This is a genomic window from Flavobacterium daemonense (assembly GCF_007341385.1).
Lineage (GTDB): Bacteria > Bacteroidota > Bacteroidia > Flavobacteriales > Flavobacteriaceae > Flavobacterium > Flavobacterium daemonense.
Genome location: NZ_VJYD01000002.1, coordinates 144557 through 167918 on the forward strand (window position 1 = coordinate 144557; position 23362 = coordinate 167918).

Below are 23362 nucleotides of genomic sequence, written 5' to 3' on the forward strand. Positions count from 1 at the left end.
ATTCTCAACCTTATTTTTAAAAGTAGTCTATTTCTTATTTAATTGAAAATTGTGAAAAATTTTAAAAATTTCAACAACTTTTAATTTTCTACAGCCACTTTATCAATTTACGAAACTAAAAAACGTAGTAAAAATAAGACTTAACAAATATTTTTTGTATTATGTAATAAATTACAATTTATGCAATTTATTACATAATAACTACTTTTTATCTTATAATTTTAAATAATACATTTTTTATTAATCAAATATTTACGAATATTAAAAATTTATATATTTTTGTGTAATCGATTACAATTAACCAATGTAAAAGATAATTAAAAACCACAATTTACTATTACTAACTTTTTAACCTAAACAATTATGAAAAAAAACCTACTTTTCGTTTTCGTTTTACTTGCGAGTGTTCAAATGTGGGCACAACAAGTTTCAATTACAGAAGCATCGGGCTGGCTTGAGTCTGCTTTTGTAAAATGGCAGCCTGTAAGTGGCGCACAGACTTACAATGTCTATTATTCTGGAAATGGAATAACAGACCAAAAAATTGACGACCAACTTATCAGAAGTTACGGAAGTTATTTTCGTGCTGACATTCCTGGATTAAAAGCTGGATCTTACACGATCAAAGTAAAACCAGTTATTTCCGGAACTGAGGGATCTGGATCAACGACAAGCGCGCTAACAGTTGCAGCACAAGACCGAAACGGATTTGCATTTGAAAGCGGAAGAGTTCCTGGTGGCTATAAAGCAGATGGAACTCCAAAAGACAATGCGGTAATTCTCTACATCACTCAAAATACAAAAAACACTATTTCAATGAATATTACGGGAGCAAGCGCAAATCCATGCGTGGGACTTCAAAATATTTTGTACGCAATCAAAAAAGGAAAAGATACACGTCCGTTTATCATTCGATTAATTGGAAATATTACTGATATGACAGTTATGGAAGGTGGCGATGTCGTTATCGAAAACTCAAATAATGCATCTAGCTATGTTACAATAGAAGGTGTTGGAAACGATGCCGTTGCAAATGGTTGGGGTGTTCGTCTTAAGTCGGCTTCAAATATTGAAGTAAGCAATTTAGGATTTATGAACTGCAACAGTACAGCGGGAGATAATGTTGGAATGCAACAAGATAATGATCACATCTGGGTTCACAACTGCGATTTATTTTATGGAAATGCGGGAAGCGATGCCGACCAAATAAAAGGTGACGGAGCATTAGACAATAAATCTTCAACCTATATTACTTTATCGTACAACCACTTTTGGGACAACGGAAAAGCGAGTCTTTTAGGTTTAAGCGAAGGAACTACAACTGGTTTATATGTTACCTACCACCACAACTGGTTTGATCACTCTGACTCTCGTCATCCACGCGTTCGATACTATTCTGCACATATTTACAACAATTATTACGACGGAAATGCAAAATATGGTGCTGGATCAACAATGGGTTCTTCGCTTTTTGTTGAAGGAAATTATTTCAGAAACAGCAAACATCCAATGTTGACTTCATTACAAGGAACAGATATTTGGGATGAAGCCAATCAAGTTAATAATGCTGGAACTATGGGAACATTTTCTGGCGAAGCGGGCGGATTCATAAAAGCTTACAACAACACTTTTGATGCTTCAAACGGAACAAATAATATGCGTTTTGTAGCCTACAATGATCCAAATCCGTTATACAATATTTCAGGAAAAATAAGTTCAACAACCGATTTTGATGCATATTTGGCAACATCAAGAGGCGAAATTGTAAGCAGTTCCATCAAATCGAAATCGGGCGCGAATTCCTATAACAATTTTGACACAGACGCTTCTTTATACGTAAAAAATCTAGTAATTGATCAGCCTGCAACAGCAAAAACAAAGGTGACTCAATATGCTGGACGTGTTTCTGGAGGAGATTTAAAATGGACATTCGACAATAGTGTTGATGATACTTCGTCACTTGTAATTGCAGCTCTTAAGACAACGCTTACCAATTATACAGGAACTTTAGTTGCTATTCAAGGCGAGGGAAATCCGCCGACAAGTTCTCAGACACTGACTTCAACAGGAAATGAAAACCAAACCGTAGCAAGTGGAACAGCAATTGCTTCGATAGTATTTACTTGGGGCGGAGACGCAACCGATGCAACCGTAACGGGTTTACCTGCATCAGGATTAAGTTTTGTAAAAAATGCAACAGCAAAAACAATAACCATTACAGGAACACCAACTGCAACAGTTTCATATTCAATTGCTACTACTGGAACAGGAACGCCAGCAACAGCTTCAGGAACAATAACTGTTACTCCAGCTGGGTCTCAGACTTTGACTTCAACCGGAAATAACAATCAAACAGTTGCAAGCGGAACAGCGATTAATTCGATTGTTTTCACTTGGGGAGGTACTGCAACAGATGCATCCGTAACTGGCTTGCCAGCATCTGGAATTAGTTTTGTAAAAAATACTACGGCAAAAACAATTACGATTACTGGAACACCGACTGCAACAGTTTCTTATTCTATTGCAACTTCAGGAACAGGCACAGTCGCAACTGGTTCAGGGACTATTACAGTAACAACAGGAACTTCAAGCGGTGATGAAATTCATAATTTTACAACTTCAGGAAAAACAAGTTCGTTTTATACTATTACCGGAAACTTGAATTCTACTGACGGTTCTGTAACATATAACGGACTTACCTTAACGAAACGTTTAAAAATTGAAACGAGCACGACAATAACCTATACCACAACAAGTGCCTCAACATTGACTTTAGTGTTTGATTCCAATTTTACAGGAACAATCAAAGTTGACAATGTTTCGTATACTGCGTCTGCAGGAATTGCAACTGCTTCAATTGCTGCCGGTTCTCATACAATTACAAAAGGTGCAGTTGCAAATTTATTTTACATCAGTACACAATATAATTCGGGAGGTACTTTGAAAATGGCAAAAATCGCTGACGTAGCTGCCGAGCCTGAAACCGCGACAATTCTCTTATATCCAAATCCTGTAACTGATGTTTTATATTTCTCAAAATCAACTCAAACAATAGAAGAAGTTTTAGTTTATAATATGTCCGGAACATTAGTAAAAAGTGCCGGAAAAAATACTGAAAGCATCGATTTGAGTAATTTAATATCTGGAACTTATTTAGTGAAAGTAAAAACTAGCGATGGTTCTTTCAATCAAACTATTCTGAAAAAATAAAATAAACAAACCTAACTCAACTAACTTAATTCTAAATGCAAAAGGCTTCCATTTCTGGAAGCCTTTGCTGTTTGTAATATAATGCAGAAATATTACAAATCGAATTTAATTCCTTGTGCCAATGGCAGATTGGTTGTATAATTAATTGTATTTGTCTGACGTCTCATATAAATTTTCCAAGCATCGGAACCGGATTCACGGCCTCCGCCAGTTTCTTTTTCACCACCAAAAGCTCCACCAATTTCCGCTCCAGAAGTTCCGATATTAACGTTTGCAATTCCGCAGTCAGAACCAGTCACTGATAAAAATCTTTCAGCTTCGCGTAGATTATTTGTCATAATTGCAGAAGATAATCCCTGCGCAACTCCATTTTGAAGTTCGATTGCATTATCAACATCTCCAGAATATTTAATTAAATATAAAACCGGAGCAAATGTTTCGTGCTGTACGATTGCAAATGAGTTTTCGGCCTCGGCAATTGCAGGCTTTACATAACAACCACTTTCATAACCTTCGCCAGAAAGAACACCGCCTTCAACTAAAACTTTTCCGCCTTCGGCAACTACTTTGTTTAAAGCTACAGCGTATTGTTCAACAGCATGCAAGTCAATAAGCGGTCCAACATGATTGTTTTCGTCAAGCGGATTTCCGATTCTTAATTGCTTATATGCAGCAACCAAAGCTTCTTTTACTTTATCATAAATACTCTCATGAATAATTAATCTTCGGGTTGAAGTACAACGCTGTCCAGCAGTTCCAACAGCTCCAAAAACAGCTCCAATCACGGTCATTTTAATATCGGCATCAGGAGTTACAATGATAGCATTATTTCCGCCTAACTCTAATAAAGATTTTCCTAATCTTGCAGCAACTGCTTGCGCCACAATTTTTCCCATTCTTGTAGAACCTGTTGCAGAGATTAACGGAATTCGAGTGTCTTTTGTCAACAACTCTCCTATTTTGTAATCACCATTTAATAGGCATGAAATTCCTTCGGGAAGATTATTTTCTTTGATAACTTGAGCAATTATATTTTGACAGGCAATACCGCAAAGAGGTGTTTTTTCAGAAGGTTTCCATACGCACACATCTCCAGAAATCCATGCTAAAGCCGTGTTCCAAGACCAAACTGCTACCGGAAAATTAAATGCCGAAATAATTCCGACAATTCCTAACGGATGATATTGTTCGTACATTCTATGTCCAGGTCTTTCAGAATGCATTGTTAACCCATGCAACTGGCGCGATAAACCAACGGCAAAGTCACAGATATCAATCATTTCTTGAACTTCTCCATAACCTTCCTGCAACGATTTTCCCATTTCATATGAAACCAATTTCCCTAAAGCTTCTTTATTCTGGCGTAATTTTTCTCCAAACTGACGCACAATTTCGCCACGCTGCGGTGCCGGAATTAGTCTAAAGGTTTTAAAAGCTTCAGTTGCCGAACGCATTACTTTCTCATAATCTTCAAGTGTTGAAGTTTTTACCGAAGCAATTAATTTTCCATCAACAGGAGAAAAACTATCTAAAATTTCACCTGATGAAAAGTTCTCCGTACCAGTTGAAGTTCCATCATTAACCAGCTTAATACCCAGTTTTTCAAGCGCTTCATTCATGCCAAATTGTGATGCTATTGTTGTCATTGTAACTTTTTTAGTTAAAATTGTTATATTTTTTTATGTAAAGATATTCTTTTAGAATTAATTTCAAAACCGAAAACATCATCTTAAGGGAGAGTAAATTTAAGATTATTTAATACTAATAACTGGTTTTAAGCCCTATTTATTGGATTTATTTAATGAAATTTGCATTTCTAATACTCGTAAAATATGATCAAATTTAGTCGGCTATTGTTTTGTTTTGTATTAATTTCATTTAATGCGTTTTCTCAAAAGGAACAAAAATCATCTTTTCAGGTTGTTCCTTTGGGAATAAAAGGTGGGATTGACGAAAAAAATCTTTCGGCTTATTTATTGGCTCCTTCTAACACTAAAGATTTTATTTGCTTGGATGCAGGAACTATAAATGCTGGTATTGAAAAAGCTATTGAAAATAAAGTTTTCAAAGTTTCAACAAATGAAGTTCTAAGAAAATACATTAAAGGATATTTTATATCGCATGCACATCTAGATCACGTTTCTGGATTAATAATCAACTCTCCGGCAGATTCTTCCAAAACAGTTTATGCAACAGAAAAATGCATGGAAATGATGGAAAATCATTATTTCAATGATCAAACCTGGGCAAATTTTGGAGATAAAGGTCCAGGATTTCCGCTGAAAAAATATCACTTTCAAACTTTAAATTTAGGCGAAGAAACTTCTATTTCAAATACAAAAATGACGGTTAAAGCTTTTCCGTTAAGTCATGTGAATCCGTTTGAAAGTACTGCATTTTTAATTAAAAGTGAAGATTCTTATGTTTTGTATTTAGGTGATACTGGCCCAGATTCTGTTGAAAAAAGCGATAAACTTAAAACATTATGGACGGCAGTTGCACCTTTGGTTCAAAGCAAACAATTGAAAGGAATTTTTATTGAAGTTTCATTCCCAAATGAACAGCCAGACAAATTTTTATTTGGGCATTTAACGCCAAATCATTTAATGACAGAACTTCACATTTTAGAAGAATTAGCCGGAAAAGGCTCGCTTAATAATTTCAAAATTATCATTACACATTTAAAACCGCCTGCTAAAAACATTGCCAAAATTAAAGCGCAATTAAAAAGCCAGAATGACTTAGGATTGAAAATTATTTATCCTGAACAAGGTAAGAAAATTGAGTTATAGAAGTATTTTTGTAAGGTAATTTTTATATTTTAGCCAAATAAATTTTATTCCATGAAAATTGTTTGGTCTTCGAGAGCTACATATACGTTTTATACAACAAAGAATTATCTAACAGAATTTAGGAGTAATGAAATTTCGCAAAAATTTGTAAACGAGGTTTTGCACATTATTGATTTGATTGCAATAAATCCACATTTAGGAAAATTTAGACGTGATTTAGAATGTAATGAAATATTAGTGACAAAAAATATTTCGCTCTATTATCTTCTTAATCGGGATTTTATCCACTTGATTGAATTCTACGACAACCGTCAAAAACCTTTAATAATTTTAAATTATTAAATTATATTTTTTCTTTTGAGCTCAAGCAACATTTCCTCATGAGTCATAAATTTGCCCTCTTCATATTCCCGCTTAGCGTTTTCGATTTCTGCCTTTAAATGTAATCTGAAATTTTCTTCTGGAGAAAGAATCTTAGCTATTGAAAGTACTTCATCTGGAGTAAATGATTGAGTTTTCAATTTTCGATAAAATGTCGGACTAGGAATACCAACTTTCTCAATAATATAGTTTTTTTTATATGCTGACTTTTCGATTAAACCCTCAATATTTTCAAGTATATTCTTGTACGCAATAATTTCTTGTATCATTTTTGTTACTTTTTAATAACATTTATGATACAAATATATATCAAAAATGATATAAAATTTTCTTTTTAACATAAAAATAAACCCGACAGTCCTGAAGCTTCGGGACTGTCGGGTTTACTATTTAAAGTCAAAAACTATTTCTTAGCTGTAAATCTAGGATCAGTTTCCATTACAGTGCCACATTGATCGCAAGTTCTTAATTCTTCAGAATTATAAAAATGTTCGAAATGAGGAAGAAAATCTTTCTCAATATTGTGCAATTCAAAATACACTTCGTAAAGTTTGTGATTGCAGTTGTCGCAATGCCACAAAAGTCCGTCAGTATATCCTTTTCCAGCACGTTTGCGTTCAATTACCAAGCCAATTGAGCCCTCGGAACGAACAGGTGAATGGGGAATTTTAGCAGGATGCAAATACATATCTCCAGCATTTAATTCCATTTCTTTGCGCTCTCCGTCTTCTTGAATTACAACTTTTATGCTTCCTTCTAATTGATAAAAAAGTTCTTCGGTTTCGTTATAATGATAATCTTTTCGGGCATTTGGTCCGGCAACAATCATTACAATATAATCGCCAGAATCTACGTAAAGATTTTTATTTCCAACTGGCGGTTTAAGTAAGTGTCGGTTATCTTCAATCCATTGTGTTAGATTGAATGGTTTTGCTATAGCCATTTTTTTCAGAATTTATGAAAAGCTAAGATAGTGAAAAGTATTCAGTAAACGGTCGCAGTCTCAAGTGTTCAGTCTAAAACCGGAGACTGAAAACTGCGGATTATTTTAATTCTCGTATGAGATAAATATAAACCGGAAAATGGTCACTAAAACCTGCTTCGGTCAACGAATTTCTTAATGGATATCCTTTATATTTTCCAGATGCCTGGATCAAATACGGTCTTTTAAAAATACCGGCTTTCCAAAATTCATAGCTTGAAAAATTTGGTTCGATAAAAGATTTCGTCAAAATAATTTGATCAAAAATATCCCAGGAATCTCGAAAAGCTAGTGTTCCCATTCCCTTCTCTGCCATTTCTTCAAACGGATTGTAAACACCAAATTCCAAAACTTCACTTTTTTTGGCTTTTGTTCCCAAAGCGTTTTTTAGGCTCTTATTAAAAGGACCGTCATTTAAATCGCCCATTGTAATAACTTTCGCCATTGGATTAATTTGCTGCAGTGAATCGATAATTTTTCGGTTTAATTTTCCAGCCTCTTCGCGATACAGACTGCTCGCCTTTTCACCACCAGACCGTGACGGCCAGTGATTCACAATAATATGAATTTCTTCATTTTCGAGAAATCCAGTTATCAAAAGCTGATCTCTCGTAAAAATTCGACTTTTGTCTGCTTTGATTTCAACATCACCTAAATCTTCATTAATGTTTTCCTGAGAATTGAGCTTGTTTTTATAAATCAATAAAGGAATATTTGAGAAAGATGTCGGTCTAAAATATTTTTTCTGATACAAAAGCGCGACATCAATTCCGCGTTGATCTGGTGAATCAAATTGGATAATTCCATAATCATAACTCGAGATTTTTTCTTGTTTTATCAAATCTTCAAGAACGCCTCGGTTTTCAATTTCTGAACAACCAATTAAAGTCGGCGCATTTGAATTTTCTGGAGTTCCAATTTCCGAAATAACTCTTGAAAGATTTTTTAATTTTTGCTCGTACTTTTCTTTTGTCCAATGCTGCGTTCCCGGTGGCGTCCATTCATCATCATTTATATTTGGATCATTAATCGTATCGAAAAGATTTTCGAAGTTGTAAAAGGCAACCGTATGAATGTTATATTTTTTTGATTGAGCGTTTGAAATAGAAAATAGAAAAAAAGCAATTAAACAAAAACGAAATTTAATAATTTGCATAACTTTAAAATTTTAAAGAACGAATTTAATAAAATTGTAAGATAATTCAGTTATTTTGGTTTTTTAAAGAATTACATTTGCTTCAATCATTACTAAAAAGGCCAAAAAAACATGAATAGCCTCCTTCATATCAAAAAACGTTTTGCTTTTTGTAAAATCGCATTTCTTATTTTTGCTTTGCAATCATTAACATGTCAATCTCAACAAACCATGATAACACCGCCTTATTTACAAAAAGGAGATACTGTGGCTCTTTTAGCAACAGCAAGAAAAAATATCGACGATAACTTAAAACCAACTCTTGATTTATTGCATAGTTGGGGATTAGAAGCCGTTATTGGCAGTACAATTGGTCTTGATTATCATCAATTGGCTGGAACTGATGAACAACGTGCCGCCGATTTTCAAAAGCAGTTGGACAATCCAAATATTAAAGCAATTTGGTGCGTTAAAGGTGGATACGGAACTGTGAGAATGTTGGATTTATTGGATTTTACCAAATTTAAACAACACCCAAAATGGATTATCGGTTTCAGTGATGTTACCGTATTGCATAATCATTTAAACACAATGGGTTATAAATCAATTCACGGTGTAATGCCAATAACAATTCCGCGCGCAACGCCAGAGGCGATCAGCTCTTTAAAAGCAAGTTTATTTGGCGAATCAATATCTTATACAATTGGTCCATCTCCTATGAATCGTTTTGGAAAAGCGACTGGAGAATTAGTTGGAGGAAATTTATCTATTTTATATAGTTTGCTAGGTTCTCCTTCGGCAATAGACTGTAGAGATAAGATTTTATTTATTGAAGATTTAGATGAATATCTTTATCATATTGATCGTATGATGATGAATTTAAAACGCAACGGTTGTATCGAAAATCTTAAAGGAATAGTTATTGGCGGAATGACAAAAATGAAAGACAATGAAGTTCCGTGGGGGAAAAATGCTTTGGAAATCATTGATGATGTAACCAAAAAATACAATATTCCCGTGATTTTCAACTTTCCAGCCGGCCACGTTAGAGACAATAGAGCTTTAATAATGGGAAATACTGTTACGATTGATGTGAATGCATCTGGAAGCACACTTGTTTTTCAAAAATAACATTTCTGTAAAAGCTTAGAAAATATCGTCTAAGCTCTAAATACCACATAAAAAATCACGCAAAGACGCAAAGTCGCAAAGTTTAAAATATACTTTGCGACTTTGCGTCTTTGCGTGCAAAAAACCTGATCCCGAAACTTCGGGAGAAACCTGAAACATAAAACCAAACAATGGCAGAACATAATGAACTCGGTAAAAAAGGAGAAGAACTTGCAGTAGAATTTCTTCAAAAAAACGATTATAAAATTCTAGATCGAAATTGGACTTTTCAAAAAGCCGAAATAGATATCATTGCACAAAAAGATTCCATTTTAGCAATAGTTGAAGTTAAAACAAGATCGAGTTTGGATTTTGGTTCGCCACAAGATTTCGTGAAACAAAAAAAGATTCAGCTGCTTATAAAAGCAGTAAATGCCTACATAAACGATAGGGAAAAGGATTTTAATGATGATTTAAATATTCGTTTTGACATCATTGCCATCCATAAAACCGAGGAAACATTTGCAATTGAGCATATTACTGATGCTTTTTATCATTTTTAACATATTTTTTTAATGTTATAATTGTAACATTTTGTTTTTTTATTTATATTTGCAGAGATTTATAACATCAAATTAACTAAACCAACACAATTAAGTTACAAAAAAAAAAGAAAAAAAATTATGAAAACCGTTTCTTCAATCGTCGAAAATTACATCAAAACAAAACCATTTTTATTGAATGCATTATCGCTCGGGATCATCAACTTGACTTCTCTTTCTCGGAACATTATGACCGAGCTGGAAAGTGAATTTGGAAAAGAGGTAAAACAAGGTGCTGTTGTAATGTCTCTAAAAAGACTGACTGAAGAATTAGATTTCAAATTAAACCATAAAATCAATAAAGTAATCAAGAATATTGGTGAAATCACAGTTCGTTCTGAATTGACAGATTACACTTTTGCAGCTTCTGAAACTGTTTTGAACAAACAAGCAGATCTTATTTCTGACATCAATGCTTTATCTGATATTTTTTATACCTCATCACGTGGTGTAAACGAAACTAATATTGTTGTGAGCAGCAGTGTTAATCACTTGGTTGAGAAGCATTTTATGCGTGAAAAACTAATTCAGAAATTAGATAATCTAGCTTCAATTACAGTAAAACTTCCAAAAGAAAACATTGTAGTTCCAGGAATTTATTATTTCATTTTCCAACGTTTGGCTTGGGAAGGAATTATCATCAACGAGGTAATTTCGACTTCAAATGAATTTACAATTTTAGTGGGAGAAGATCAAGTTGACGTTGCTTTTAAAGTAATTAAAGACTTGAAAAACTAATGAAATAAAATTTAATTTTTTAAATCTTATTAATATTCAATTTCTAAAAATCCTTTTGTTTTATAAAAAAACAAAAGGATTTTTTTTATTCTTCTTCATTCAAAAATCTGCATTTTATTTGTTTACAAATAAGAATATTCTCAAAAATAAAAATTGAGAATAGTTAATTTTTAAAGTTTTAGCCAAAAAGTTATCAACTTGATAAAAAGCATTTTACCATTGTATTTCCTGAGATTTAATCAACAACAAATTAAAAAAAAGAGAAATAAGTGTAATTTTTGACTTTTATATGCGAATAATATTTTTATATATTTGCTAACCACTCAATACATTAGAGTATCGATTTTGACAGTATCGCAATATAATTAGATTTAAATACAAACTAATTAATTTAATGTTGGAAGCCAGAGATTATAGCGAAAAATTATTGGTAAGCGAACTTAAAAATGGCAGCGAAAAAGCATTTCGCGCCCTTTTTGATTTGTATTACCAAGATATCTATGGTTACAGCATCAGTCTTTTAAAATCGAAAGAAGCTGCAGAAGAAAATGTTCAGGATGTTTTTATGAAAGTATGGCAGCATCGAGAAAATCTAAATCTTGAGCAATCGTTTAAAGCTTACATTTTTACAATTGCAAGAAATCAGGCTTTTAATACGCTAAACAAAGCGGCAAACGACAAGGTTTTGAAAGAAGCTGTTTTTTATGAAAGCCAGAAATCTCATGAATACGGCGATTATTCGATTCGCGAAGAAGATTGTAAAAAACTTCGCAAACAAGCTATAAAACAATTACCACCCAAGCGAAAGCAAATTTTTAAAATGTCCCGAAAGAAAGGCATGAGTTACGAAGAAATAAGCGACGAACTCGGCATCTCTATAAATACTGTCAGGAACCAAATGAGCAAAGCACTGGAATCCATGCGAGTCTTTTTTCAAGTTCATGATGAAATTATCTAAACCAAAAAACCATAAACCATTAAAATCACCTTTTCGGGTGATTTTTTTTTGTTCTGATCACAATATTGTCATTTCGACTGAAGGGAGACTCGAGCGATAGCGAACAGACGAAGTAAATCACACGCGTAACTCGACAACGATTGGCGATTCTCTTTGCGGAATTTCTAGTGTGATTTCTCCCTTCGGTCGAAATGACAAACCGATTTATTAAAAAAAATAAAAAATATTTTTCACACAAAACCTCAACAAAATCAGCACTTCCCGGCTTTTTTCATTCTATAAAAATGTTAAAATTGAAAAATTTACAACGTTTGAGTAGTACTCCACTTTAGTTTAGCTGTATTATATCAGAACCGGACGTAAAAAACAATTCATAATGAATTCAAATTCTGAAATAAAAAGCCTTTTGCAAAAGTTTGTTTTGAATCAGTGTACACCTGAAGAAACAAACGAGGTAATTGCTTATTATAAAAAAAATCAGCTTACTGATGATTTTCCAACTGTGGAAGATATTCAAAATCTATTATCGGAAATGCCAAAAATGGACAAACAAACCGCTGATTCGATTTTCATGAATATTTTATCTGCTTCAAAAGAAGAAGAAAAAGAAAATGCTGTAATCCAAATACCTTCCAGAAAATCTAATTACAGAAAATACATTTCAATTGCGGCTTCGGTGGTTGTTTTATTGGGAATTGGCTTTTTCTACAAACAAAGTCTTTCTACAAAATCTGCTGAAAAAGAATTCGATTTCAAAAGCAATGATATTGTTCTTCAATTAGAAAATGGCGACATTCAAGTAATTTCTGAAAAAAACTCATCGATTGTAAAAGACGCTAAAGGTAATATTGTTGGAAATCAAAATGGAGATAAACTGGTTTATGAAAACAGTTCAAATCCTGAAAAATTAGTTTACAATACAATCAAAATTCCGTACGGAAAAAAATTCCGTCTTCAATTATCTGACGGAACATTTGTACATCTGAATTCGGGAACAACTTTAAAATATCCTATAAAATTTATTGCAGGTGAAAACAGACAAGTATTTCTTGACGGAGAAGCTTTTTTTGATGTTGCCAAAGACAAAAAACATCCGTTTATCGTAAATGCAGATGATTTAAATGTACGCGTTTTGGGAACGCATTTCAACGTTTCAAATTATCCGGAAGATCCTTTGACTGATGTTGTTTTGGTTGAAGGTTCTGTTGGAATGTACCAATCAAATCAAGAATTTGATGCTTTAAAAAATACCATTTTGAAACCTGGATTTAAAGGAAGCTTCAACAAAGAAAATGCAAAAATTTCGACCAAACCAGTAATTACAGATATCTACACATCTTGGATAAACGGCGGTTTGACTTTTAGAAATATGTCGTTCAAAAACATTATTACAAAACTGGAAAGACGCTATAATGTTACCATTGTAAACAAAAACGAAAAACTAGCAAACGAAAAATTCAATGCCAGCTTTAAAGAAGAATCGATTGAAAATGTTATGAGCTATTTCAATGATATTCACGGCATTAATTATACTATCAAAGGCAATCAAATACTAATTAAATAACCACTAAAACCAATTACAATCTATGAAGAACTAACAGTATGGGAATAAAAAAATCGGAAAGAGCTGCGAACAATTTCCGATTAACTAAGTGATTGAATATAACGAATTAACTACAATCAATTAACAAAATTATGAAAAAAAAATCAAAGAATACTGGGTTTCTATACCGAGTGTTCCAAAATGACCTAAAATTGAAACTAACTACATTACTTATTTTGGTCGCCATGTTTAATATTAGAGCGAATACTTATGCCCAAAAGACAAAAGTAACGCTGGAATTAAACAATTCAACAATCGAAAAGGTGATTGAGACCATAGAACAAAAAACAGATTTCAGATTTATTTATAAACTGAATGATATTGACTTAGACAGAACTGTTTCTATTTCTGTAAAAGACCAATCTATTTATGTTGTTCTAGATAAACTTTTTAAAGGAACTCCAACCGAATTTAAGATTCGTGATACACAGATTATCTTAAAAAAGCCGGAGCTTAAAACACAAATGATCGAATTTCAAAAACAAACCGTTTCAGGAATTATTACTGATGAAAAAGGGAGTCCGCTTCCGGGTGCTTCTGTAAATGAAGAAGGAACAAAAAACGGTGTTGCGACTGATTTTGATGGAAAATTTACGATTACTGTTGCAAGTAGTCAATCTATAATTGTGGTGTCATTTGTTGGTTACAAAGACAAAAAAGTAACGGCAAACCAAAGCGTAATTAATATTCAACTTGAACCAGACGCAACAAATCTGCAGGAAGTTGTGTTGATTGGATATGGTTCTTTATCTAAAAAAGATGTAACTGGATCGGTTTCTTCCATTACTTCAAAAGATATGAATCAAGGTGCACTTGTGAATCCTTTGCAATTAATTTCTGGTAAAGCGGCAGGTGTAAATATCAATCAAATTGGTAGTGAACCAGGCTCTGGACCGAGTGTTCGTATTCGTGGAATTTCGTCATTAATTGGAGGAAATGATCCTTTGGTTGTTGTTGATGGTATTCAGGGAGGTTTGGATTTGTTAAACCAAATTCCGCCAACTGAGATCGAAAATATCGACATCTTAAAAGATGCATCGGCTACGGCTATTTACGGTTCTAGAGGTGCTGCAGGTGTAATTATTGTTACGACTAAGAAAAATAAAGCAGGAAGAACTACTATAGAATATATTGGGAATGCGTCTATTGATTTTATTCCGAAAAAATTGGATATGCTAGATGCAAATCAGTGGTGGGCTGCAGCTCAAAAAGTGGGTGTTCCGGCTTCTGCAAATCATGGTTCAGATACTGATTGGTACGGAATTTTAACAAAAACGGGCGTTACTCAAAATCATACTTTGTCGTTTGGCGGTGGTGCTGAAAACTTTAATTATAGAGCTTCGATCAGTGCTATTCTGCAAGATGGAGTTGTAATTAATTCAAACAACAAAAAATACATTGCACGCGTTCAGGCAACTCAAACAGGACTTGATGGAAAATTAAAATTGACGTATAACTTAAACAACGGAACAAGTTATACAGACACTAGTATTCAAAGTATTGGTCGTGTAAACACGGTTTCAAATTTAATTACAAACGCATACTTAATGCGTCCAACAGATCCTGTTTACAATACTGATGGAACGTATTTTACTGATCCTGCAGTCTTTCAATATTTAAACCCATATGCTGCGTCGCAAACTATTACAAATGAAGGTCAGTATGACAACTTATTTGCAAGTTTAAAAGCAGATTTAGATTTATATGACGGATTAACGGCTAGCTGGTTTGGAAGCTGGAGAAAAACTAATAATACAATCGGGTTCTATAATCCTGCAGAATCTACAGATTCACATGCGATTGATCAAAAGGGTTTTGCTAACATTAAAAATGATAGACAAAACGAAAGATTAATGGATATTAGTTTGAACTACAAAAAGACTTTTGGAGCGCACTCGATCAATGTTTTGGCATTGTACGAATGGCAAAAACAAGTTTATCAAGGAGATTATGCACAAGTTCGCGGGTTCATCAATGACATGACGACTTACAATAATCTTGAATTGGGTGACATTTCTAAAGTATTGCCTGGAGATATGAAATCATACAAAAACGACAGGACTTTAGTTTCTTTCTTAAATCGTATCAACTATTCTTATATGGATCGTTATATGTTGACGGCAAGTATCAGAAAAGACGGTTCATCTGTATTTGGAGCAAATAACAAATGGGGGTACTTTCCATCTGCATCTGTTGCATGGCAAATTACGAAAGAAAATTTCATGTCAAAACAAACTTTGTTCAGTGACTTAAAATTACGTGTTGGTTATGGTGAAACAGGTAATCAGCAAGGTCTTGGTCCGCAGAGTTCATTATCATTAGTTGGAGTAGTCCCTACAGCACCAACAACCTATTTTGGAGGTTCGCCAATTACCAATTTCAACATTTCACAAAATGCAAATCCTGATTTGAAATGGGAAACTAAAAAACAAACCAACATTGGTCTTGATTTTGCCTTATTACAAAACAGATTAAGAGGAACAATCGATTTATATACTTCAACAACTGACGATTTATTATTCGATTACACAGTACCTCAGCCTCCTTACCCATATGACAAAATCAAAGCAAACGTAGGAAGCATCAGAAACAAAGGTATTGAAGTTGCGTTGGGCTACGATGTGATCAAAAACGAAAACACTACTCTTACGTTAGCCGGAAACGTTTCGTTAATTAAAAACGAAGTGCTTAATTTAAGCGGAAGCATCAACGGAGTTCCTTTAAATACTGATTATGTGGCTTGGGGAGCAAGTGGTTCAAATTCTTATTTGATAAAAGGACAGCCAGTTGGAACTTACAATATTTTACATCACACAGGTGTAGATGCTGCAGGTATTGAAACGGTTGAAGATCGTGACGGAAATGGCATTATTGATCAAGGTGATAGAAGTCCGGACAGAGTTATCAGCGGATCTGCATTGCCAAAATATACGTATGCTTTCAATCCAACATTTACACACAAAAACTTTGATGCTTCAATGTTGTGGAGAGGTTCTGGTGGAAATAAAATCTACAATCAGGTACGTGCAAACATAAGCCGCCTTGAAAACATTGGTAAATCTAACATTTTAGCAAGTGCTGTAGATGAAGGAATTTATTCGTCTCCATATGCATCCGATATGTATTTAGAAGATGGTTCATTCTTGCGTCTTGAAAATGTTACTGCCGGATATAATTTTCGTTTCAAAGATGTTAAATACATCGAGTCTGTTAGATTATCGCTTACTGGAAACAATCTTCTGCTTATTACCAACTATTCTGGTATAGACCCTGAGGTAACTTTAAGCGGAAGTGGAAAACCGGAAGATAATTTTGGCGCAGATAGAGGAATTTATCCTCGTACAAGAAGCTTCGCTATAGGTTTAAATGTAAAATTTAAATAGTAAAAAGAAATGAAAATCAAAAATATAGTATTATTAGGAACCTTAACTTTCCTATCTCTTGTTGGCTGTACCAATGTCGATGAGAATGTTTACGATAAATATCCAGCTGAAGACTTTTATGGTACGCCAGAAGGTGCAGATGTTGCCCTTGCAAGTGTTTACGCGCAAATTGGCGGAAACTGGAACGGTGTCGGTTATGCTGGAGCAGATAACGGTTGGTACGACTTAAACTGTATGTCAGCAGATGAACAGGTTATTCCGCATAGAAATACGGGTGACTGGCAATTGGATTTCGCACGTGTTTATACACACAAATGGCTTCCAACAGATTTAATGGTAAACAATACCTGGAACTGGCTTTACAAATCTATTTTTAATGCCAACCTTGCGGTTACTCAATTAGAAACTGCAAAAGCTGATGCCTCAAAAATTGCCGAAGCTAAAGTTTTACGTGCTTTTTTCTATTATTTATTAATGGATGATTACGGAAACGTTCCTTTTTATACAGACAATAACACCACTGTAGATAAAATTCCGCAGGCAAACCGCAAACAAGTTTATGATTTTGTTGTAAAAGAATTGACTGAAAATGTTGATTTGCTTTCTGGAGAAAAAGGAGGAAATTATTACGGAAGATTCAACAAATGGGCTGGATATACTTTATTAGCAAAAGTTTATTTGAATGCTCAGGTTTATACTGGCGATGCAAAATGGGCAGAATGTCTTGCTGCTTGCAACAAAGTAAGTGAAGGCGGTTTCAGTTTGCACCCAGCAAATTCAAATGCTGCAAGCGCACTTGGAAATACATATTACGAATTATTTGGAGATGTACTTCCTACTGATGAAACAATCTTATCAATTTATACTACGGTAGATGTCGTTTCACGTAACATTTTTACAGTTCGTAGTTTGTTTGGTCCTCATTGTCAAGCTTTATTTGGCTACAGCGGATGGAACGGTACGATTGTTCCTAAAGATTTTTACCAAAAATATACAGACGGTGATATTCGTAAAAAACAATTCTTAGTTGGCGAACAGCCTGGCGGAACTAACTACACACTTGATATTAGTTCTTTGGACAATCCGGGAGCTGGAGCGCAAGAAGGTGTTCGTAATGTGAAATTTTATCCTGTAATTCCAAGAAACGGTGGAGGTGCATCAAACGATTTTCCAATTTACAGATACGCTGACGTTCTTTTAATGATTGCTGAATGTGATGTTCGCTTAAATAATGCTGCTGCTGCAAAAACTTTTGTAGATCAAGTACGAACTCGTGCTGGTGTTGGAGCTTTGGCAGGAAATCCTACTCTTGAAGATATTTATACTGAAAGAGGTCTTGAATTAAACTGGGAAGGACACAGAAGACAAGATATGATTCGTTTTGATAAATTTTTGCTTCCAAAACAATTCAAAGAAACTTCAGAAGATTATAGAAAATTATTCCCTATTCCTACTTCTGCTTTGAATGCAAATCTAAGTCTTAAACAAAATCCAGGTTATTAAAAAGATAATGAGTATGAAATCGTCATTACTTCTAAACAAAAATGATGGTTTCATATTCTAAAAAAACAAATAATAAATACATATGAAAAAATATATAAGTACATTATTTGCGCTTGGCTCCCTGCTTTTTTTGGGCGTATCTTGCGATAGTGAGGCCGAATTGACTTACTTGAAAGAAGTTAATTTTCCGACAGACATTAAAATTGCACCTAGCAGTACCATCGTTTTACTTGAAGATAATGCTGATCAAAATGCATTAACCGTTTCATGGGATGCCGTTACTTTTCCTATAGCCGCACCTGTAACTTATGCTGTTCAGTTTGATGTTCCATCTGATATTACAGGCGCAAACGCATGGCTGAAAGCAACTCGTTTTGAAGTTGGCCAAGATGTTTTAACCAAATCTTTCTCGGTAAGAGATTTAAATAAAATCGCAACAGATTTAGGAATTCCGCCAAGCAAAGCCGGCAAACTTGTTGTTCGCGTCGAAGCTCAAATGGACAGAAAAGTGTTTTCTAACAATGTTGAACTGACTGTTACGCCATATGAAAAAGCAATCGTTTTTGGCGAAATTTACATGCCTGGTGATTATCAAGGTTGGGCAGTTGAGACTGCTGCAGCTTTAACTGCAATTGAAAAAGGAGTTTATCAAGGATACATGACTGCCGACGGTACTGCATTAGCATTCAAATTAAATACTGCCAGAACATGGGCTGAATTTTATGGTGCTGGCGCTACTAACGAAGATTTAGTCAGAATGGATGATGATAATTTATTTCTTCCAGGTGCAGGTTCATACCAAATTAAAGCAAATCTTAATACTTTAAAATGGTCTGCAATTCCATATGCATGGGGAATTGTTGGTACGGCTCAAACAGGTGGCTGGGATAACAGTACTGCAATGAAGTATGACCATCAAACAAAAACTTGGAAAGTGACAGCCGATTTAGTTCCGGGAGCGTTAAAATTCAGATTAAACAACAAATGGGACGTTAATTACGGACCAAAAGATGCAACAACAAATACAATTAACCGTGACGATCAAGGTGCTTACACAATTACTGAAGCAGGTACTTATGATGTTACTTTCACTATAGATGAAACTGATCCGGCGACAAAAGGTTATCCGGCAACAGCAACTTGCACTATAGTTAAAAAATAATCTAACATATTTCATATAAGCTAGATTAGTTTGAGTGATACCTGCCTTTTTTGAGCGAAAGGCAGGTTATCTAAAAAAATAAAAAACTGCATTTCTAGTCTTGTAAAATTTAATTCCTATAATCATGAAGTCTAAAACCAACATCGTTTTTATTTTGCTGTTTGCGTTGGCATTTATTTCCTGCAGTTCATCAGATGATAGTCCTAAAACTGATCCAAAACCGGATCCTGGAACGGGATATCAGCAATACGGAACCGCTTTTGACAAAGTACCTGCAAATGAAGATGCGGTTATTTATCAGGTAAATCTGCGCGCTTTTAGTCCGGAAGGAAATCTAAAAGGAGTTCAGAAACGTCTTGATTCGATTCAGAAATTAGGTGCGAATGTAATTTACTTGATGCCAATTTATCCGGTTGGACAAATCAAAATGGCTGGTAAATTAGGTTCTCCTTATTCTGTAAAAGATTATAAAGCCGTAAATTCTGATTTTGGAACACTTGATGACCTGCGTTCTTTAGTTACGGAAGCACATAGCAAAAACATGGCGGTTATTTTAGACTGGGTTGCGAATCATACTTCATGGGACAATCAATGGATTACGGCTCATCCTGACTGGTATCAAAAAGATGCGAACGGAAATATTATAATTCCGCCGGGAACAAACTGGCAAGATGTAGCACAATTAAATTACACCAACAATGACATGAAAAAAGCCATGATCGACGCAATGTCGTATTGGGTTTACAATGCCAATATTGATGGTTTCAGATGCGATGCTGCCGATCTTGTTCCACAAGCTTTTTGGACGCAAGCTATCACTGAAATCCGTAAAATAAAAAATCAAAAAATGATTATGATGGCCGAAGGAACGAGAGCCAATCATTATGATGCTGGTTTTGATTATACTTTTGGTTTTGCTTATTTCGATGCACTAAAAAAAGTATTTTCTGAAGCACAGCCTGCTTCTTATCTGCAATCTGAAAGTACTAAAGAATATGGCCAGTTAGACAGTTCAAAACGTATTGTTCGTTACACAACAAATCATGATGTGAATCTTTCTGACGGAACTCCTCTAGAGCTTTTTGGAGGGAAAAATGGTTCTTTGGCTGCTTTTGTAATTGCATCAAGCATGAAATCTGTTCCAATGATTTATGGCGGACAGGAAATTGGCTACTCAAAACGCATTGATTATTTTGACAAAACGCCAATCGATTGGTCCACTACCGATTTTGCAATGCTGAAAGAATATAAAAAGATAATTGCTTTCAGAAATACCAGTGAAGCACTTAGAAAAGGAAAAATTACAGGATACAGCAGCAACGAAGCGACCGTTTTTACTATGGAAACTACTGCTGATAAAGTTTTAATTGTAGCAAATGTTAAAAACAAAGCAGTTAAATACACGACTTCAACCGCATTGGCAAATACAAATTGGGTTGATGCCTTAACCGGAAATCAAGTAACAATTGGAGCTGAAATAAACTTAGCGGCTTATCAATATTTAATACTAAAAAAACAATAAAAGCCTCTAATAAAACTAGATTTGCACAAAACCAAATAACATGAATTTTCAATCCAAAAAAATCATGCTCCAAATTTATTGGGGCAAAAAAACTGCGCTTTTATTTTTTGTATTTGCAAGCACATTTTGGCTTCAAGCACAAGAAATAACTTCGCCAGACAAAAATCTTTCTTTAAAATTTGAATTAAAAGACGGCGGAATTCCATCTTATCAATTAACATACAAACAAAAACCGGTCATAAAACCAAGTTCTTTAGGGTTAGAACTTCAAAATATGAACTCGTTTATGGATGGTTTTACGGTTTCAAATACAGCACAATCAACTTTTGACGAAAACTGGTATCCGGTTTTAGGCGAAGAAAAAACGATTCGAAATCATTATAACGAATTGGTTGTCACTTTGGCTCAGCCAAAAAATAACAACAGATTTATTAGAATCCGTTTTCGTTTATTCAATGATGGCTTAGGATTTCGATATGAATTTCCGAAGCAAAACGACTTGAGTTATTTTGTAATTAAAGAAGAACGCACCGAATTTCAATTGGCTGGAAATCATAAAATTTTCTGGATTCCGGGAGATTATGATACCAATGAATATGCCTACACAACGTCAAAGATTTCAGAGATTCCTTCGCTGATGAAAAAAGCGACTATTGAAATCAATGCACAATGTCCTTTAAAAGAATTGTCTGTTCAGACTCCATCTATGATGAAATCAGATGATGGTTTGTACATCAACATTCACGAAGCGGGATTAATCAATTATCCAGCAATGTATCTTGAAGTCGATGCTAAGACCAACAAAATGATGAGTCATTTAGCGCCTGATGCATTGGGAGCAAAAGGTTATATGCAAACTGATGCGCAAACTCCTTGGAGAACAATTGTAGTAAGCGACAAAGCAACTGATATTTTAGCTTCAAAATTAATTCTGAATCTGAACGAACCTACAAGCTACAAAGATGTTTCTTGGATCAAACCAGTAAAATTTATCGGAATTTGGTGGGAATATTTTGTTGCCGGAAGAAGCACTTGGGCTTTCGGAAAAGAAAACAATGTAAAACTGACGGATGATTTCACAAAACTAACTCCAAACGGAAAACACGGAGCCACAACAGAACGCGCCAAAGAATATATTGATTTTGCGTCTAAAAATGGTTTCGATGCCATCTTGATCGAAGGTTGGAATATTGGCTGGGAAGACTGGATTGGAAACTGGAAAGAAGAGGTTTTTGATTACGTTACGCCTTACCCAGATTTTGATGTAAAAGCGGTTCACGAATATGCAGCTTCAAAAGGCGTGAAAATTATCATGCACCACGAAACTTCAGGATCTGCAACTAATTATGAAAGACGTTTGGATCGTGCTTTTGAGTATATGAATGATAATGGATATGATGCTGTAAAAACAGGTTATGTTGGAAAAATTATTCCGCGTGGCGAACACCATGACGGACAATGGATGGTGAATCATTACATCAACGTTGCCAAACGTGCCGCCGATTATAAAATTATGATTGACAGCCACGAAGCAGTTCGTCCAACGGGTTTAAACAGAACTTTCCCGAACTGGATTGCACAAGAATCCGCTCGCGGAACAGAATTTGAATCGATGGGAGGTTTAGCGCCAGATCATACTACTATTTTACCTTTTACAAGATTAATGGGCGGACCAATGGATTACACGCCAGGGATTTTCCAAACTGATCTTTCGTATTACGGAACAGGAAGTACACAACGTGTGAATACAACTTTGGTAAAACAATTGGCTTATTACGTAACGATGTACAGCCCGTTGCAAATGGCCGCTGATATTCCAGGAAATTACGAACGTTTTCCAGATGCATTTCAGTTCATTAAAGACGTTGCTGTAGATTGGGACAACAGTTATATTCTAGAAGCAGAACCGGGAGATTATATCACAATTGCCCGAAAAGCAAAAGGCAAAAACGAATGGTTCCTTGGCGGAATTACAGATGAAAACTCAAGAACTGCCAATATTTCTTTTGATTATTTACCTGCAGGAAAAAGTTTCATTGCTACGATTTATGCTGATGCGAAAGAAGCGAACTGGAAGGAAAACCCACAGAAATATACGGTTACTAAGTTTATCGTAAACTCAAAAACCAAATTGAAACAATACTTAGCTCCAGGCGGAGGTGTTGCAATTAGTATTAAAGAAGCAAATTCTTCTGAATTAAAAGGATTAAAGAAACTATAAAATTTGGTTAGTTAGTAGTAAGTAAAAATGGCGCATGAAATTTTCGTGCGCCATTTTTCA

General features: G+C 34.6%; 17 protein-coding genes. 13 read left to right on the plus strand and 4 right to left on the minus strand.

Translation table 11 applies throughout. The features are described 5' to 3' along the window. The first annotated feature begins 363 nt into the window (after window positions 1-363). On the plus strand, window positions 364-3210 hold the full coding sequence (locus tag FND99_RS02960) for a pectate lyase family protein (protein ID WP_144336509.1): 2847 nt from the start codon (window positions 364-366) through the stop codon (window positions 3208-3210). 92 nt (window positions 3211-3302) lie between these two features. On the opposite strand, the gene amaB is transcribed toward FND99_RS02960, so the two are convergent. Next, on the minus strand, window positions 3303-4856 hold the full coding sequence (gene amaB / locus FND99_RS02965; protein WP_144336510.1) for an L-piperidine-6-carboxylate dehydrogenase: 1554 nt from the start codon (window positions 4854-4856) through the stop codon (window positions 3303-3305). A gap of 186 nt (window positions 4857-5042) precedes the next feature. Between amaB and FND99_RS02970 the strand changes: the two genes are divergently transcribed. Beyond that, on the plus strand, window positions 5043-6002 hold the full coding sequence (locus FND99_RS02970; RefSeq protein ID WP_144336511.1) for an MBL fold metallo-hydrolase: 960 nt from the start codon (window positions 5043-5045) through the stop codon (window positions 6000-6002). Window positions 6003-6053: 51 nt separating this feature from the next. Then, window positions 6054-6344, plus strand: a complete 291-nt coding sequence (locus tag FND99_RS02975) for a type II toxin-antitoxin system RelE/ParE family toxin (protein ID WP_144336512.1) — start codon at window positions 6054-6056, stop codon at window positions 6342-6344. Here the strand turns inward: FND99_RS02975 and FND99_RS02980 are convergent. The 3 genes from FND99_RS02980 to FND99_RS02990 all read right to left on the minus strand — a co-directional run bounded on the left by FND99_RS02980 (window position 6341) and on the right by FND99_RS02990 (window position 8521). Then, entirely contained in the window at window positions 6341-6652 is a 312-nt protein-coding gene (locus FND99_RS02980) for a hypothetical protein (RefSeq protein ID WP_144336513.1), read from the minus strand. The genes FND99_RS02975 and FND99_RS02980 overlap by 4 nt on opposite strands. Before the next feature lie 134 nt (window positions 6653-6786). Next, a complete protein-coding gene (locus FND99_RS02985) occupies window positions 6787-7326 on the minus strand; it encodes a 3-hydroxyanthranilate 3,4-dioxygenase (RefSeq protein ID WP_144336514.1) in 540 nt (179 codons plus the stop codon). A gap of 100 nt (window positions 7327-7426) precedes the next feature. Next, window positions 7427-8521 carry an endonuclease/exonuclease/phosphatase family protein gene (locus tag FND99_RS02990; protein WP_144336515.1) on the minus strand — a complete coding sequence of 365 codons (1095 nt, stop codon included), beginning with the start codon at window positions 8519-8521 and terminating at the stop codon, window positions 7427-7429. A 210-nt stretch (window positions 8522-8731) separates the two neighbouring features. Here FND99_RS02990 and FND99_RS02995 point away from each other — a divergent pair, with 210 nt between their 5' ends. The 10 genes from FND99_RS02995 (at window position 8732) to FND99_RS03040 (ending at window position 23302) form a co-directional block, all read left to right on the plus strand. After that, a complete protein-coding gene (locus FND99_RS02995) occupies window positions 8732-9631 on the plus strand; it encodes a S66 peptidase family protein (protein WP_144336516.1) in 900 nt (299 codons plus the stop codon). A 170-nt stretch (window positions 9632-9801) separates the two neighbouring features. Continuing rightward, complete coding sequence (locus FND99_RS03000) at window positions 9802-10173, plus strand: YraN family protein (RefSeq protein WP_144336517.1); 372 nt, start codon at window positions 9802-9804, stop codon at window positions 10171-10173. Between the two features lie 120 nt (window positions 10174-10293). Next, window positions 10294-10950: a hypothetical protein gene (locus FND99_RS03005; RefSeq protein WP_008466087.1), complete on the plus strand. Its 657-nt coding sequence runs from the start codon at window positions 10294-10296 to the stop codon at window positions 10948-10950. Between the two features lie 394 nt (window positions 10951-11344). Next, window positions 11345-11908, plus strand: coding sequence for an RNA polymerase sigma factor (locus FND99_RS03010; protein WP_144336518.1), 564 nt, complete (start codon window positions 11345-11347; stop codon window positions 11906-11908). Between the two features lie 376 nt (window positions 11909-12284). After that, the gene (locus FND99_RS03015) at window positions 12285-13472 is read left to right on the plus strand and encodes a FecR family protein (RefSeq protein WP_144336519.1); all 1188 of its coding nucleotides are present in this window, start codon (window positions 12285-12287) and stop codon (window positions 13470-13472) included. A 191-nt stretch (window positions 13473-13663) separates the two neighbouring features. Then, window positions 13664-16894, plus strand: a complete 3231-nt coding sequence (locus tag FND99_RS03020) for a TonB-dependent receptor (RefSeq protein ID WP_246074160.1) — start codon at window positions 13664-13666, stop codon at window positions 16892-16894. A gap of 9 nt (window positions 16895-16903) precedes the next feature. Further along, window positions 16904-18397 (plus strand): RagB/SusD family nutrient uptake outer membrane protein, encoded by a 1494-nt coding sequence (locus FND99_RS03025; RefSeq protein ID WP_144336521.1) that lies wholly within the window; start codon window positions 16904-16906, stop codon window positions 18395-18397. A gap of 82 nt (window positions 18398-18479) precedes the next feature. Next, window positions 18480-19559 carry a SusE domain-containing protein gene (locus FND99_RS03030; protein WP_144336522.1) on the plus strand — a complete coding sequence of 360 codons (1080 nt, stop codon included), beginning with the start codon at window positions 18480-18482 and terminating at the stop codon, window positions 19557-19559. A gap of 124 nt (window positions 19560-19683) precedes the next feature. Further along, window positions 19684-21081 (plus strand): alpha-amylase family glycosyl hydrolase, encoded by a 1398-nt coding sequence (locus FND99_RS03035; RefSeq protein ID WP_144336523.1) that lies wholly within the window; start codon window positions 19684-19686, stop codon window positions 21079-21081. Window positions 21082-21121: 40 nt separating this feature from the next. After that, the gene (locus tag FND99_RS03040) at window positions 21122-23302 is read left to right on the plus strand and encodes a glycoside hydrolase family 97 protein (protein WP_246074161.1); all 2181 of its coding nucleotides are present in this window, start codon (window positions 21122-21124) and stop codon (window positions 23300-23302) included. Window positions 23303-23362 lie beyond the last annotated feature (60 nt).

Bases quoted from the DNA above. Each gene is read 5' to 3' on its own strand.
- FND99_RS02960 (WP_144336509.1), top strand. From the start codon at position 364: ATGAAAAAAAACCTACTTTTCGTTTTCGTTTTACTTGCGAGTGTTCAA.
- amaB (WP_144336510.1), bottom strand. From the start codon at position 4,856: ATGACAACAATAGCATCACAATTTGGCATGAATGAAGCGCTTGAAAAA.
- FND99_RS02970 (WP_144336511.1), top strand. From the start codon at position 5,043: ATGATCAAATTTAGTCGGCTATTGTTTTGTTTTGTATTAATTTCATTT.
- FND99_RS02975 (WP_144336512.1), top strand. From the start codon at position 6,054: ATGAAAATTGTTTGGTCTTCGAGAGCTACATATACGTTTTATACAACA.
- FND99_RS02980 (WP_144336513.1), bottom strand. From the start codon at position 6,652: ATGATACAAGAAATTATTGCGTACAAGAATATACTTGAAAATATTGAG.
- FND99_RS02985 (WP_144336514.1), bottom strand. From the start codon at position 7,326: ATGGCTATAGCAAAACCATTCAATCTAACACAATGGATTGAAGATAAC.
- FND99_RS02990 (WP_144336515.1), bottom strand. From the start codon at position 8,521: ATGCAAATTATTAAATTTCGTTTTTGTTTAATTGCTTTTTTTCTATTT.
- FND99_RS02995 (WP_144336516.1), top strand. From the start codon at position 8,732: ATGATAACACCGCCTTATTTACAAAAAGGAGATACTGTGGCTCTTTTA.
- FND99_RS03000 (WP_144336517.1), top strand. From the start codon at position 9,802: ATGGCAGAACATAATGAACTCGGTAAAAAAGGAGAAGAACTTGCAGTA.
- FND99_RS03005 (WP_008466087.1), top strand. From the start codon at position 10,294: ATGAAAACCGTTTCTTCAATCGTCGAAAATTACATCAAAACAAAACCA.
- FND99_RS03010 (WP_144336518.1), top strand. From the start codon at position 11,345: ATGTTGGAAGCCAGAGATTATAGCGAAAAATTATTGGTAAGCGAACTT.
- FND99_RS03015 (WP_144336519.1), top strand. From the start codon at position 12,285: ATGAATTCAAATTCTGAAATAAAAAGCCTTTTGCAAAAGTTTGTTTTG.
- FND99_RS03025 (WP_144336521.1), top strand. From the start codon at position 16,904: ATGAAAATCAAAAATATAGTATTATTAGGAACCTTAACTTTCCTATCT.
- FND99_RS03030 (WP_144336522.1), top strand. From the start codon at position 18,480: ATGAAAAAATATATAAGTACATTATTTGCGCTTGGCTCCCTGCTTTTT.
- FND99_RS03035 (WP_144336523.1), top strand. From the start codon at position 19,684: ATGAAGTCTAAAACCAACATCGTTTTTATTTTGCTGTTTGCGTTGGCA.
- FND99_RS03040 (WP_246074161.1), top strand. From the start codon at position 21,122: ATGAATTTTCAATCCAAAAAAATCATGCTCCAAATTTATTGGGGCAAA.